The organism is Psychrobacter immobilis (assembly GCF_904846285.1).
Lineage (GTDB): Bacteria > Pseudomonadota > Gammaproteobacteria > Pseudomonadales > Moraxellaceae > Psychrobacter > Psychrobacter immobilis_D.
On the sequence record NZ_CAJHAD010000002.1, the window covers coordinates 188,454 to 202,159 of the forward strand.

At 43.7% G+C, this 13,706-nt stretch carries 14 protein-coding genes; 6 read left to right on the forward strand and 8 right to left on the reverse strand.

What is annotated here, in order from left to right:
- Window positions 1–79 precede the first annotated feature (79 nt).
- Together JMX13_RS02850 and JMX13_RS02855 are read right to left on the reverse strand one after the other, a co-directional pair.
- A complete protein-coding gene (locus JMX13_RS02850) occupies window positions 80–697 on the reverse strand; it encodes a hypothetical protein (RefSeq protein ID WP_227686188.1) in 618 nt (205 codons plus the stop codon).
- Between the two features lie 39 nt (window positions 698–736).
- Window positions 737–1,354, reverse strand: coding sequence for a hypothetical protein (locus JMX13_RS02855; protein ID WP_201609450.1), 618 nt, complete (start codon window positions 1,352–1,354; stop codon window positions 737–739).
- 172 nt (window positions 1,355–1,526) lie between these two features.
- Between JMX13_RS02855 and yiaA the strand changes: the two genes are divergently transcribed.
- On the forward strand, window positions 1,527–2,087 hold the full coding sequence (gene yiaA, locus JMX13_RS02860; protein WP_201609451.1) for an inner membrane protein YiaA: 561 nt from the start codon (window positions 1,527–1,529) through the stop codon (window positions 2,085–2,087).
- Window positions 2,088–2,216: 129 nt separating this feature from the next.
- Here yiaA and mnmD read toward each other — a convergent pair whose 3' ends face one another.
- From mnmD to ispZ, 4 genes are all read right to left on the reverse strand, one after another.
- Entirely contained in the window at window positions 2,217–4,340 is a 2,124-nt protein-coding gene (mnmD, locus tag JMX13_RS02865) for a tRNA (5-methylaminomethyl-2-thiouridine)(34)-methyltransferase MnmD (RefSeq protein WP_201609496.1), read from the reverse strand.
- Window positions 4,341–4,429: 89 nt separating this feature from the next.
- Window positions 4,430–4,978 (reverse strand): hypothetical protein, encoded by a 549-nt coding sequence (locus JMX13_RS02870; RefSeq protein WP_227686189.1) that lies wholly within the window; start codon window positions 4,976–4,978, stop codon window positions 4,430–4,432.
- Complete coding sequence (locus JMX13_RS02875) at window positions 4,975–5,316, reverse strand: YciI family protein (protein WP_201609452.1); 342 nt, start codon at window positions 5,314–5,316, stop codon at window positions 4,975–4,977. The genes JMX13_RS02870 and JMX13_RS02875 overlap by 4 nt, the downstream gene beginning before the upstream one ends.
- Before the next feature lie 128 nt (window positions 5,317–5,444).
- Complete coding sequence (gene ispZ / locus JMX13_RS02880) at window positions 5,445–5,996, reverse strand: septation protein IspZ (RefSeq protein WP_201609453.1); 552 nt, start codon at window positions 5,994–5,996, stop codon at window positions 5,445–5,447.
- A gap of 203 nt (window positions 5,997–6,199) precedes the next feature.
- Here ispZ and JMX13_RS02885 point away from each other — a divergent pair, with 203 nt between their 5' ends.
- Complete coding sequence (locus JMX13_RS02885; RefSeq protein WP_201609454.1) at window positions 6,200–7,081, forward strand: PHP domain-containing protein; 882 nt, start codon at window positions 6,200–6,202, stop codon at window positions 7,079–7,081.
- 200 nt (window positions 7,082–7,281) lie between these two features.
- Window positions 7,282–8,814 carry a sensor domain-containing diguanylate cyclase gene (locus tag JMX13_RS02890; protein ID WP_201609455.1) on the forward strand — a complete coding sequence of 511 codons (1,533 nt, stop codon included), beginning with the start codon at window positions 7,282–7,284 and terminating at the stop codon, window positions 8,812–8,814.
- An 80-nt stretch (window positions 8,815–8,894) separates the two neighbouring features.
- Here JMX13_RS02890 and truD read toward each other — a convergent pair whose 3' ends face one another.
- Window positions 8,895–10,196, reverse strand: a complete 1,302-nt coding sequence (gene truD, locus JMX13_RS02895) for a tRNA pseudouridine(13) synthase TruD (protein WP_201609456.1) — start codon at window positions 10,194–10,196, stop codon at window positions 8,895–8,897.
- A gap of 251 nt (window positions 10,197–10,447) precedes the next feature.
- Here truD and JMX13_RS02900 point away from each other — a divergent pair, with 251 nt between their 5' ends.
- Both JMX13_RS02900 and JMX13_RS02905 read left to right on the forward strand, forming a co-directional pair.
- Window positions 10,448–12,076, forward strand: a complete 1,629-nt coding sequence (locus JMX13_RS02900) for an FAD-dependent oxidoreductase (RefSeq protein ID WP_201609457.1) — start codon at window positions 10,448–10,450, stop codon at window positions 12,074–12,076.
- Window positions 12,077–12,183: 107 nt separating this feature from the next.
- On the forward strand, window positions 12,184–12,852 hold the full coding sequence (locus JMX13_RS02905; RefSeq protein WP_201609458.1) for a GNAT family N-acetyltransferase: 669 nt from the start codon (window positions 12,184–12,186) through the stop codon (window positions 12,850–12,852).
- 79 nt (window positions 12,853–12,931) lie between these two features.
- On the opposite strand, the gene JMX13_RS02910 is transcribed toward JMX13_RS02905, so the two are convergent.
- Complete coding sequence (locus JMX13_RS02910; RefSeq protein WP_227686190.1) at window positions 12,932–13,129, reverse strand: hypothetical protein; 198 nt, start codon at window positions 13,127–13,129, stop codon at window positions 12,932–12,934.
- Window positions 13,130–13,251: 122 nt separating this feature from the next.
- On the opposite strand from JMX13_RS02910, the gene JMX13_RS02915 reads away from it, so the two are divergent.
- On the forward strand, window positions 13,252–13,620 hold the full coding sequence (locus tag JMX13_RS02915; RefSeq protein WP_201609459.1) for a hypothetical protein: 369 nt from the start codon (window positions 13,252–13,254) through the stop codon (window positions 13,618–13,620).
- The last annotated feature ends 86 nt before the right edge of the window (window positions 13,621–13,706 follow it).

Below are 13,706 nucleotides of genomic sequence, written 5' to 3' on the forward strand. Positions count from 1 at the left end.
ATTTATAATGTTTGCCGCCTTTTTTATTGCTGAATTTATTATCTTTAACAGGCTCTAAGCCAAATTTTTATTGATAACATTATTCGGCGATGACTTCTGCCTCTACACTGATGGCCTCAAAGCTCATTGTTTTATTATTTTGAATAAGGTCAATGCTACTACCGCCGCCATGGCTGACCAGCTGAATATTGCCATCGTTTGAGCGATAAGTAGGGTTATTGCCTTGACCCTCTGGCGCACTCAAAGTCATTTTTGGTTTATTGGGCAGGGTGACGATAGCGTTAAGCACGCCTTTTTCTGACGTCTCAAAGATTACAAATAACGTTTCACCGCTGGCGCTGCGATAGTTGACATCGGTGATTTGTGCGCCTTTGATGGCTTGTTCTGGATTGGGCGCTATCGCAGCACTATTTCCTGAAGTATCCGCTGCGCCAAGCTCATTTTCCAATTCACTTAAGCTCCTATCTGCTTCTGTATTAACAGCAGACTTAGCAGTATCTTCATCAGCAACTTTCGGTGCATTAATATTCGAGCTTACTGGCGTCGTTTGGGTGGTTGTGTCAGCAGAATTCTCATTAACGGTCTCAGGTTCTGGCGTCTTTTGGCAAGCACTCAGTAGTGACAGGATTAAAAGAGTAATAGAAATTGTTTTAAAGAATGGTTTTGATTTTACTAAGTTAGAAATATCGGTTTTCATAATAGACAGCTATCCATTGATTAAGGTATTGGCTAGTTTTTACTTTAATTTTAATAAATCGTTACTGGTTGCGCTTTCTTGGTAGACATCATCTAAATAGCGACGACTGGCAAGCAGCTTATCAACGACGCCACTTTGGCTTTGGATATTTAGCTTTTGTGCAAAGTCCAAAATAGAGTTCAACTGCTCTAACACCATGCTATAACTGGTGACAGATTTATCGCGGTCAATAATAACAGTAGTGGCATAATGTGGATCGAGGCTGAGGTAATCATGAATCAGCTCGGGTATGCGTATCTCTATAAGTTTATTGAGGGTAAATAGCTGTGATTCAGTGATTTGAACATGGTGCATGCGCTCATACTGTTGACCGATATCGTCCATAATGGCTCGGAATGCTTCAGGAACTTGTTCAGCGTAAAGGTATTTGATAAACGGATGCTGCGCGGTAAATTTAATAATAGCCAGTCCATCCGTTTTGTCACTTTGCGGCAATGCTTGTTCATTTTTAGACAAGGCGCTACTGCCTGATGCTAAATATTGTTTATGCCTGTGGGTTGAGTCAATTTGCAGCCGACGAGATTTCTCTTTCATGACAAAAAAGATAGGTACAATAATGATAAGGCTGAGTAAAATAAGTAGCGTAAAAAAAGACATATCAATACTCTGTCATAAAAAGCTATAAATATAAAAAAGCACGCATTTTTCTGTGCATATTTGTGTATCACAACATAACATACTTGTGCTATTTTATCCCAAGGTAGAACACTAGTTGGTAAGTGCTGCGATAAAACAATTAATAATAATGGATAAGTAATTAAGGACGATAATGGATAATGACACAATTACAAAAAGTCAGCTAGCGGCATATAAGCCAACCACGGCTTATGTAGGTACTTCTTGGGCAGTGATGCTGGTCGGGGTTTTGGCCTATCTAATGGGGTTATGGAATGCACAAAGTATGCTACTTAACGAAAAGGGCTACTACTTCGCCATTTTAGCACTGGGATTGTATTCAGCAATCAGCCTACAAAAAACCCTGCGTGACCGTGCAGAAGGTATTCCTACCACCAATCTATATTATCTAATAAGCTGGGCGGCGCTGGCGGTTTCCATTGCACTTATTGCTATTGGGTTGATGAACGCCACTGGTTTAAGCTTGAGTGAGAAAGGGTTTTATATGATGGCGTTTACCATGAGTTTATTTGCTGCTGTCACGATTCAAAAAAACACCCGAGACGAAGCGCAAATACGTGCATTAATTTCGCCGACAAGTCTTAGTGATGATAGTACCGCCAGAATATCGAATCAAAAATCAGACTCAGGAAAATCCTTGTTTGGTTCTGTTAAATCAAGAATAGATAGTCGTGATCAGAGCGATAGTGAATAATATTTTTACTGTGTCTATAACGGTTATCTTATATAGCTTATGTTAGCCAGTGTGAGCTCATATTAAACTATATAAGATAAGTAATTTAGCTAATAAATGACTTGGTTAACAAATGACTTAGTCGATAACTCAGCCCGCTTTATGCAACCGCGCCCGATTGGGTGACAGTCGCGCTAAGGTAACAGCGGATAAAGGCGTAAAGCAGCCTAACATCATATCTGCTAATGCTTCAGCGCATATCGGTGCTAGTGCATAACCTTTTGCCCCCATCGCAGAGAGCGTCCAAATGCGGCGGCTTTGCGCAAGTCGTCCGACCAATGGATGATAATCAATCGTTTGCGTACGCACACCGGCGCGCGCTTGCCATGCGCCGGTATCATCTGGCAGGACATTGCCTAATTCCGGCATATCCTCCAGCAGTTTGTCATAATTTTGCTGATTTTCTTCACGACGGATATCAATGCTGGCGTCAGCATCTATAAAGCTCGCACCCAGTAAAAACTGTGGCTGACCTTCGGCAATCATATTTATCTCAGCATCACCGCTTTGTCCGATAAAGGGCGCGCAATAACCACTATATTTGAGCGGTAATTTAGGCAGACCAGCTATCTGCTCGTCAGTGGGCGTAAACCAAGATAGCTGTCCGCGGATGGTACGGCATGCAACGATACGTTTGTCTAGCTGGTGGCTCTCATACGCGGCGCAAATCACCAGATTGTCAGCGCAGATATTAATAGAGCTTTGACTATTATTATCAATGTTAATTTCTTTCTCGCCAATTACCGTAACCTTATCAGCAGTTTCTTTGACATCAGTAACGCTAAGCTGCTGATAATTGATATTTGGGTGCGCAAGGATGATCGTTTTTAGCGCTTGAGGATTGACCAAACCAGATTGTGGTAAATATAAATTGTCTGCTAAGTCTTTAGCTTTTAAGCCGCTTAACCGCCGCGCTTCTTCAGTTGTAATCGTAGTCGCCATCTCATTAGGATAATCGGCAATCTGAGCCGTGCCAATATTGGTTTTTATTAGCAAGTCTAACGTGCCTGTTTGCTCAAGTATCAGCGGCGTTTGTTGCAGAGCTGCTTGCTGATTAAAATAACGATATAGTCTGCCGCTATACAGATAACCGATAGTATGCAAGTGCTCATAGACGTGGTGAATGGGCGTCATATTTGGTGCGAGTAGGGCGCGCGGATTGCCAGAGGCACCAGCAAGTGGGGCGGTCTTATCTACTATCGTTACTGTCATACCGCGATTGGCCAACGTCCAAGCGGTGAGTAGTCCAGCAACGCCCGCACCAATCACTACTGTGTGGCTAGGAATATGGTTAGGTGGGTCCGGCAAAACGCAGATATTGTTATTGTTATTGTCATTTAGTGCTAAAGAATCAGGTAAGGAATCAGAATTGCCAGCTATAACTGCCGTTAACATTTCACGCTTGCGTCCAAAGCCTTTAACCTTTTTAATGCTAAAACCATGCGCTTGCAACCCACGTTTGACGATACTGGCACAGCTATAAGTAGCCGCAGTCGTGCCAGTACGAGATAAGCGCTGCATCTGGGTAAATATCGACTCCGCCCACAAAGTCTCATTACAAGAAGGTGCGAAACCATCTAGAAACCAAGCATCAACGTAAGGGCGTTTAATAGCCGAATCATTATCGAAAATATTTGAGGTATCTAAAGCACCTAAACTTGCCAAACTATGAGCCGCATCGCCTAGCCAAATATCAAGCGTAATACTATCTTCAATAAAACTGAGTCTATGACAGCCCGCAATTAACGGTGGATAGCTGGCTAAAAGTTGCTCAACTATCTCAGCAAGCTCGGGTGCGCGTTGTGCCCATAAAATGAGTATCTGTGTTAGGTCAGTAAGCGGTATGGGGTATTTTTCGGTGGTGATAAAGTGCAAGCGTGCGCTTGTTAAATGCGGCTGTTGAACACGAAGCTCACGCCAAAGCTGCCATGTAGCTAAAAAATTTAAGCCAGTACCAAAACCTAATTCAGCGACAGTAAAGCATTGTTTGTCTGCAAGGTTCGCTAGCCGTTCTGGTAGTTGATTATGGGCTAAGAACACATGGCGGGATTCTGCCAAGCCATCAGCGTGTGAGAAATACACATCACCAAATTCTCCTGATACTGGCACTTGATTGCCAGCATCATCGGTTTGCCATGCAATCTTAGCAGGGGTAATTACGTTTGGCGGCGCAGGTTTTTTAGGGGGTTTGCTGGCTTTATGAGGCTTGCGCATTGCGGGAGAGGTAGGCTTAGATATAGCTGATTTAGACTCAGGTTTAGACACAAATTTGGACATAAAGCATCACATTTATAGAGGATTTACTACCAGCGTTCACGGCGAACAAACACCAACCACGAAATAAAAATCCCGACCAATAAGCTCATTAACACCGTAAATGCGCCATATAAAAACAATTGACCTTTGCTCTCATACACCAAAACGTTCACTTGCGTCTGTAAGTCATTGACTTGACGTTGAAGCTGGGCATTACGGCTAAGCAATTCTTGATTGGCCGCAGAAAGCGCTTTATTAGACGGTTGTAGCTGCGCCGCTAAAGTGTCGCTAATATTGGTCGCAGGCTTAGCAATGGCAGTTGGGTTCGGCGCTGTAGTTGCTACGGTATTTGAAGCAGTATTTGGCGGCGTTATTTGAGTAACATTATTGGGCGCTAATACAGCATTAGGCGTCAGCGTAGCTGTTCCTGCTGCAGGGTCAGCATTGGTCACAGTTGGCGCTGCTTGTACCGATAGACTAGTAAGCAACAATAAGCTCGCAACACTAAGATTAGCGATGCGACCAAAAGCAAGCGCAATACCATGATAAGCGACATGATTAGAAACAGCACTATTTAATAATAACTGCTTAATCACGATGCTGCTACCTTATTGGCTGGCTTATCTGCTGCGCTGTTAGTAGGTGCAGGCAATGTCTGTATAAACGGCTTGATATCTACATGGCTATAAACGCCATCACGCAAATAAGGCTCAGCGCTTGCCCATGCTTGCGCGGCATCGAGGGAGTCGAAGTCAGCAATAATCAGGCTACCTGACATCTCGCTTTTACCGTGTTCAATGGGCGTTGGACCAGCGATAATGAGTCGCTGCTCGCTTTGTAATACTTGTAGTCGGGCAACGTGTTCGGCACGTGTCACCTGACGTTGGGCGCTGCTGCCAGCAACATCGTGACCGATAATGGCAAATAAGGACATGGGACTTCCTCAAATAAATAGTAAGAATAAAGCGCTATAAAGCATAATGAAAAACAATGAGCTTATGTCTCATCATGTTTTTAAACCATATACTATGATTAAACTGAGTCTTATGATTAAATCAGCTCTTATTTAGTGCTTTTGTCGGTTAATGCTGGATTGAGGTGATTTTTTAACAGGGCAAATTGAGCAACCACGAATACCAACATAATCGGAATCCAGCCATAGGTTTTGAAGTTAATCCAAGCTTCATCAGACATAGTGAATGCCGTGATATAATGCAGAACGCCCATCATGGCAAAAAACAATGCCCAAGCGACGGTCAGTTTTTTCCAGCCACTCAGCGTGAGTGAAAACACCTCTTTCATGGCCAATTGCATCAACGGTTTGTTAATCACAGCGCTGACCAACAGCGTTAAGGCAAAGATACCGTTGATAATAGGCGACTTCCAACGCAGGTAAATGTCGTCACGCAATAGCAGCGTACCACCGCAAAAGACGATGGTTAATAATAAAACGACCCACTGCTGTTTATCAAATTTGCCTTTTTGACGCACAAAATGGATGGCATAAATAATAATAGTGGCAACGAGCAATGCGCCTGCCGCCGCTAAAATGCCACTGTAACGCGCGGCAATAAAAAAAGCGATCAACGGAATGAAGTCTAATAAGGCTTTCATAGCAAATAGGATTTCCAACAAAAAAACGTATGGGGTAGTTTACACGTCTACTGCCGCAAAAAAAAGCAATCAACCTGATAATCGTCCGATATGCTATCGATATGCGATGTCTTCGCCTTTTTTAGCTCGTTTTACTGATAATATACTTAGTATCGACCGCATATTTAAATGAACAACACATTCAAAACCTTAAGGCCAGCTTTATGAAAATTGACTTACATTGCCACAGTACTTGTTCTGATGGTACCTATGCACCCACTGAGGTAGTACAGCGCGCGCATAATGCTGGCATTAATGTACTGGCGTTAACGGATCATGATACCTTGATGGGTATCGACGAGGCGCGCGCGGCGGCTGAGGCTTTCGATATACAATTAATCAATGGGGTTGAGATTAGCTGCGAGCATACGCTTAGCGGCGGCTATGGTAAAAATAAATCTACCAATAAAATCATCCATGTGCTTGGACTGGATTTTGCTGACTTTGATAAAATGCACGCTACTTTGCAACAATTACAAGACAGCCGTGCCACGCGTGGTCAACGTATCACTGAAAAACTTAGTGAGCTATTAGATATTGATTATGCTGAGCTATGGCAAGCGGTGCTCGATAAAGCTGGCAGCAATCCACAAGCGGTAGGGCGTGCACATATTGGTCAAGTGTTGTTTGAGCGCGGCGCAGTGAAAACCGTGCAAAAAGCTTTTGATAAATATCTGGCGGATAATAAGCCGGCCTATGTGGCGATTGAGGCATTAACGATGCAGCATGGTATCGAGCTGATCCATGCTTGCGGCGGCAAGGCAGTACTGGCGCACCCAACGCGCTACCAGCTTTCGGCCACTCGCGTACGTAAATTAATTGAAGAGTTTGCACGACTTGGCGGTGATGCTTGTGAATTGCCGTCAAATAGCGAACCGATTAGTACCCGTAGAATGGTCGATCGCAGTATTGCTGAACACCAGCTTGCTGCTTCTATCGGCAGCGACTTTCATGGCAGTAATATGCCGTGGCGACGCTTGGGTGATGTGCCAAACCTTCACCCTGAGCAACAAGGCGTTTGGCAGTCGTTTGCGGCATTGGCTTAGTCTAAAATAGTCTATATTTTAAGAATAATAAGTAAGGTAAAATGAAAGTCAGATATGGATGAGTAAATTAGTTAAAGAGATTGATAATTAAAGGAAAAATTGCCACACTAAATACGTCAGTTTAAGTCTAATATAAGTCAAAGATCTTAGTTTTATACTTGGTTTATCTCAATAACTTTCACTATCTGCGGTAGCCCATTATGGCTGTATCGATATCTCATCTAGGCTACAGAAAACTCTCGCGAGTGATTTTCGAGTGGCAAGCCGCTGATAGAGCATCGCTACTAGCGCTGTTTGTTTTAATAGAAGTCACGTCACATTGGCTATGGTGCTTGTTTGTTTGGTGGCGCCAAGATATTTATGGCTCCTACGTAGATATGGCGCTACTGTACCCCTTGTGGATTGGCGTGACACTGATGCTGCTGTTCTTTTTTTGGATGGTCAGCCGTGCATCACCCATTAGAGAAGATACGGGCTCGTTGTATAAATGGCAGGCGATAATGGTCACGCTTTATAGCCTGTATATTGCAGTGGTGATTTTAGTCATGGGTCACAGTAGTCTGGTTGCTGGGGTTTCGCTGGTTGGCGGCGCGATGCTAGGAATGATGCTGATACGGCGGCGCTATGTATGGAAAGCCTTTTTAGGGCATATCGCCTTGATCTTTTTGGTCACCTTAATTCCTTATTTTGGTTTTACGATACCCAATCTGCGCCAAATGACGATAACCTCTTTTCCATTAGATACTTATAGTTATCTTACTTTTAGCGAAACGGTAGCAATCGAAAATGCCATTTCTGCCTCTATTTTTCAAAATGGAACGCTGAGCTGGGACAACTTTAATCAACTGCGTTTTTCTTCTGCATTTTTTTGGCGCACCACCCATATTTATATGGCGCTCCCAAAAGCGGTTTTTATCATCTATATGTTTCGAACGCTGCTGTTAATATTGGATAACAGCAAAGCTGAAATCATGCAATATGCCAATCAAGATGAATTGACCCAGCTAAAGAGTCGGCGCTACGGTTTGACGCAAATGCAGCAAGCGCTACTGGCGATGGGAGATAAGCAAGATTTCAGTGTCATTTTGCTGGACTTAGATTGGTTTAAAAATATCAATGATAACTATGGTCACGATGTCGGCGACCAAGTCTTGTCTGAGGTTGCCCAGACGCTACTGAAATCTTTATCAGAAGAGGCGATTGTCAGTCGCTATGGCGGCGAAGAGTTTTTAATCGTGCTGCCAGATACCACGCATGAGGGTGCGATGGCTATTGCTAAGCAGCTACGCCAAGATATCGCCCAACATGTCATCAAGAGCGATGAGGGTACGGATTTCTATATTACTGCCAGCTTAGGGGTTTATACCCTGACACATGATGAGCGTGCTCGCATCCAAAGTGAATACAAGGTATTGGCGCTAGAAGAAGGTACGCCACCGCTTACAAAGCCACATAAAAACCGTAAACAAGGCAATAGTGCCCATACTTCAAGCAGCAACCAAGCAGGCACAGCAAAAACGCATGCGCAAAAAAGAATTTCCCATAGAAGAAAACGCGCCGCAAAAGAAATACTGCAAGCACAACTGCCTAGCGATATTTGTCAGCGCTTAATATGTGTTGCGGATAAAGCCTTATATGAAGCAAAAGACCGTGGCCGCAATCAAGTGGTCAGTGCCAATCATATGCTAGCGGCAGAAAAAGATAAAATTGCCGTCCTTTACGCGACTAGCTAGTTATTTGCTATTTAGTTTCTTCTCTGAATCACCAAATTATTGCTTCTAATGATTAAATTATTGCTTAGGCGGTTATTCAGTTAGGTGCTTAAATTTGCGACCAAGCTTGAAAGCACACTGGTCGCAAAGCTACCGGTCGTTAAAGTAAAACTGAGCACCAATGTCAGCTCATCATCTGTGTCCTGCCATTCCCAGCTTAACTCCTCAATCGGTAATCTTAGCGCTCGTCGTTGTGCTTTGATATCGCGCTTTTCTAATCCTGTAGCTAGCTGATGTAATAATGGATTTTTCTGTACAATATCATTTTCGATAGCGGCAGCTGGGCCACTGACTTTATCATTACCCACGCCCCATAATACCGCCGTTGGATGAATATCGGCGCTGGCAAGTCGCGCTTGCAAAGTATCGTCAATTGCTGCGCTGGCAAATATCGAGCCTGATCCGTCCAAATTAAATACTTCACCTGCAAGCCATGTATTCCAGCTACCATCGCGCACCCGCGCTGCCAATATCTCATTAAATATCAAGCTACGCGCAGCAGACAATTCCATGCTGTTTTGCTCGCGGGGTGCCTGTTTGCGTTTGCTCTTTTTGGGTTGCGGACGACTTTCTGGCGCTGGACGGGCAAACAATGACAATGCTTCTCTAACATTATTGCCATTACGGCCAAAACGCTGCGGACCAAAATAATTGGGCACGCCCGTTGTGCTGATATGGGCTAAATGCTGCTCGACAGCATCCTTATTACTTTTCTCAGACGATAAGTCCTGCTCGGACGCTGTAATTCCTAAGTCAGCAAACTCGACATCACGCAAGGTAATAATAAATTGATTAGCTCGGTGCGTAGCACGATTGAGTTTTTTATTGTGCCACTGCTGCGCAAGGATAGTGAGCGATTCATTGACACCAATATCTACTGGAGCAAACTCAGACTCTGGCAATTGCTTCTTTGGTATGCGCAGGCTAAACCACTGTGTCGTTAGTGCATGACGGTCTTTAAGCCCCGAATAACCGACATCACGTAGGGGAATCCCTGCCCATTCTGATAATAATTTGGCCAGATAGGCGGTATTCATACCCAGCTTCTCAATATGCAGCCATAAATGCTCACCCTCGCCAGTAAAGTCGAGCGGCAATATCTCATTAACCACAAAATCTGTGGCATGGGCTTTGTAGGTTGCTTGTTTTAAAGGTGGCTGCGTCGGCTGTGGTAATTTAGCTGTATCGGTGGCGGCAGCAATATCAATAGTATTTATATTCTCGATATTCTCGGCGTTTGAGTTAGCAAACGTCTTATCATCAATAGATTTGTTATTAGGCGAATCGTTATTAAATGAGTTGTTATTAAGTGGGTCGTTCTTTAATTCGTCTTGAGAAGTCATAAAAGGTATCTTTTGTGTTGATAAAAAATGATAAAAATAAAAAATTAAGGATAAAGCAAAGGTAAATTTACGTTTTGCAACGCAGGCAGCATACAAATAAACAGCGTCTACCAAATGGTCTTGCTACTATCAAGATATCTGGTTTTTTAAATAACGTATTTTTATCGCTAATGATTGATTTCATAAGCTTACATCAATACGTTTGCAGCAGGAAATAATAAATTATTAATAATAACCGTTAAGGATAACTTATGAGCAAGGCAACGATTCATACTGTCACCATTAGCAAAGCTGACATTCCAAGTGGTGGCATGAAATCCTATAAACAGGATGACGATAGTATCATTTTAATCACCCGCGATGAGGACGAGTTTAGCGCCTTCGATGGTAAATGTCCGCATGCTGGCGCAGATTTGGGTGAGGGGCTACGCTGCGGTAATCGGGTCATTTGCCCATGGCATCATGGTAGCTTTGATAGTCGCGATGGCACGCTATTGGAGCCGGTCGCGATGCGCGGCTTGACTCAGTACGAGCTGAGCGATGAGGGTGATAGCTTAACCGTCAATACCGCGCCGAAGATAGATAAGCGCGTGGCCAATGACAAAATGACGGACACCCATACCATTATCGTTGGCGGCGGCGGTGCAGGTTTTATGACCGCCAATCAGCTGCGACATACGGGTTATGGCGGCAAGATTACCTTGATTAGCCAAGATGATAAAGCACCTTATAATCGTCCTTTATTATCCAAGATGTTTTTGGCAGGTAAAATGGACGAGAAATATCTAATGCTAGGCGGCGCTGATTGGGCCAGTAATAACAATATCGATTTGCGCTTACAGCAAACCGTCAGCGAAGTATCACCAAACGCGCGTACCATCGTTATCACAGATGCAGACGGTAAACGCGAAGAGCAAACCGCGGACTTCTTAGTAGTGGCGACAGGCGCTGAGCCAAAAATACCGCCTTTTAAAGGGGCTGAGCTCGACGGTGTTTATACGCTGCGTAGTATGGATGATGCCAAGGCTATCAAAAATGCCAGTGATAATAAGCATGTGGTTATCGTCGGCACCGGTTTTATCGGCATGGAAGTGGCGTCGGCACTAATGGAGGCAGGGAAGGCTGCCTCTATTACTGTCGTTGGGCGTAATCGCCGTGTGATGGCTAATATCGTTTCTGAAAGCGTCAGTAATGCTTTAATCAAATTACACGAAGAAAAGGGCGTTAATTTTGTATTCGGTGCTGGCGTTGACGAAATCAATGCTGCTAAAGACGATACTGATAATGAAAATAGTAAAGTCAGCGGCGTCACTCTATCAGATGGCAGTACGCTTGTCGCCGATGTGGTCATTTTAGGAACCGGTGTTGCACCACGTACTGAGCTGTTAAATGAAGTAAACGCGCCAGATGGTGTGCAAGTTGATGAGACCTTGCAACTGCGTGATGGCGTCTATGCGCTGGGTGATATCGCCAAAGCCACCAATCAGATGGGACGCATGCGTATCGAGCATTGGCGGGTGGCGTTGCAACATGGTCTAGTTACGGCGGCGGCTATCTTGAATGAGGATAATGTTAATTCGTTAGCGGAGCGTATTCCTTTCTTTTGGACAGCACAGTATGGCAAAAGCCTGCGCTATAGCGGCCATGCTGCCACACCTGATAAGGGTATTTTATTTGGCTCGCCTGCTAAGCTTGATTATATCGAATATTATTTTGATGATGATGGGCAGAATACGCGAGTCAGTGCCGCAAGCTCGCTCGGACGTGACAAAGAGCTGATTGCTTTCTCTGAATTATTGCGCCGTGGTCATGCGCCAACGCGCGCTCAAATCAATGCAGGATTTGATATTATCGAGCAAGCCCACGCGTTATCCCGCTAGTACTCAAAACTGATACGTATTATTATAAAGGCTGGCTTGGTTATCCGAGCCAGCCTTTTATACGATAGATTTTTATAAGATATGAACGGAAAAGGAAAACCGATGTTATGAATAAAGAGAACATAAATAAAGAAGAACTGAATAAAGAAGTCTTAAATAAACAACAGTTAAATAGAACAACCGTATTTTTACGCCAAGCTGAAGCAAATGATATTGATGCGCTTGAGCAATTGCTAAATCGCTGTTATCGACAAGCGGAAGGTTGGACCAATGAGGCAGATTTAATCGGCGGTATTCGTACCACTAAAGATGAGCTGTTGGCCGTCATCGCTGACCCAAGACATTACATTTTCATTTATCCAAAAACCACGACAGGCGAGCGTGATGGCGAAGAAACGGGTGAGTTATTAGGCTGTATCGCGGTCGATATAAAAGATGATACTGATACAAATCAGCACGCTGGCAATAAGAAAGCCTATATCGGTATGTTTGCCGTCCTGCCTGAGTTGCAAGGGCATGGCATTGGTCATCAGATATTGCAGGCAGCTGAGACGTTTGCGCAGCGGCATTTGCAATCAAATGCATCAAAGTCTGCTCAAAATCCCGCGCGTCTGACCATGTCTATTTTAAGTCATCGTCCTGAGCTTTTGGCGTATTATCAGCGCCGCGGTTATCAGTTAAATGGCAACAGTATGCCGTTTCCTATCGATGGCAATAATGGCGAACCTAAACGCCAAGATTTAGAGTTATTAGAATTAGAAAAATTCGTAAGTTAGACATAAGTTAATAAGATTTATCAAATTCAATTAAACTAACCTCAATTCAGCTGAGCTTAAAGTAACTAACCCAAAACCATTAACCCCAAAAACTGCCAAAGGTCATAAATAATCCGACACTCAATAGGAGAAATGCCACGATAATTAAGCGCTTAAACCAATTAAAAGCGGGCAGGCGCGTGGCATTATCATCAGACATCAAATAAGCAAACAAGCCAATTAGGCTTGCGACCAAGGTCATGATGCCCAGACCAATCGGTAATATAGAAAAATACATCTGCCACACAAGCATCTCGCAACGGTGATTATTAAACGCATGATAGCAGTAACGTGATTGTGCTGTCTGAATTATCCGCCTCTTCAGTTTTAAAAATGCTAGTAACATAACAGGAGGACAAGGTGGGAGATTTTAAAAGATGGGCGTTAACCGTAGTATTGATACTATTTTTTGCCACGTGTTCTAACGGGCCTTCTGAAAGTACGGTTGAGGGATTGATTGCAGCGCAATATGAGCAAGGTATCGAAATAATGGAGGCTGCCAAGGCGAACGCGGGCAATGATAAAATGGCACAAGATATAAGCAGTTTGATGGAGCGCCTGATGCCAAAACTTGAGCGCATTGAGAATATCAACTGTGACCACGTTGAGGGCGACAATACCTATATGTGTAGCGCTGATGTCACCCAAACGATTGCAGGGAATAGTCGCACCAATAAGACCAATTTTAAATTTTATCAAGTTAAAAGAGAATGGGTACTAGGTGATTAAAACTGAGCTATGCTTGTATAAACTACTTGTAAAAAAATCATCGACATCTTCAAGCTACCGAATCTGAATTCTCTCCTAACGATTTA

What these genes read in the sequence shown, in the direction of transcription:
- JMX13_RS02850 (WP_227686188.1), bottom strand. Translation starts at nt 697, where the DNA reads ATGAAAACCGATATTTCTAACTTAGTAAAATCAAAACCATTCTTTAAA.
- JMX13_RS02855 (WP_201609450.1), bottom strand. Translation starts at nt 1,354, where the DNA reads ATGTCTTTTTTTACGCTACTTATTTTACTCAGCCTTATCATTATTGTA.
- yiaA (WP_201609451.1), top strand. Translation starts at nt 1,527, where the DNA reads ATGGATAATGACACAATTACAAAAAGTCAGCTAGCGGCATATAAGCCA.
- mnmD (WP_201609496.1), bottom strand. Translation starts at nt 4,340, where the DNA reads ATGCGCAAGCCTCATAAAGCCAGCAAACCCCCTAAAAAACCTGCGCCG.
- JMX13_RS02875 (WP_201609452.1), bottom strand. Translation starts at nt 5,316, where the DNA reads ATGTCCTTATTTGCCATTATCGGTCACGATGTTGCTGGCAGCAGCGCC.
- ispZ (WP_201609453.1), bottom strand. Translation starts at nt 5,996, where the DNA reads ATGAAAGCCTTATTAGACTTCATTCCGTTGATCGCTTTTTTTATTGCC.
- JMX13_RS02885 (WP_201609454.1), top strand. Translation starts at nt 6,200, where the DNA reads ATGAAAATTGACTTACATTGCCACAGTACTTGTTCTGATGGTACCTAT.
- JMX13_RS02890 (WP_201609455.1), top strand. Translation starts at nt 7,282, where the DNA reads ATGGCTGTATCGATATCTCATCTAGGCTACAGAAAACTCTCGCGAGTG.
- truD (WP_201609456.1), bottom strand. Translation starts at nt 10,196, where the DNA reads ATGACTTCTCAAGACGAATTAAAGAACGACCCACTTAATAACAACTCA.
- JMX13_RS02900 (WP_201609457.1), top strand. Translation starts at nt 10,448, where the DNA reads ATGAGCAAGGCAACGATTCATACTGTCACCATTAGCAAAGCTGACATT.
- JMX13_RS02905 (WP_201609458.1), top strand. Translation starts at nt 12,184, where the DNA reads ATGAATAAAGAGAACATAAATAAAGAAGAACTGAATAAAGAAGTCTTA.
- JMX13_RS02910 (WP_227686190.1), bottom strand. Translation starts at nt 13,129, where the DNA reads ATGTATTTTTCTATATTACCGATTGGTCTGGGCATCATGACCTTGGTC.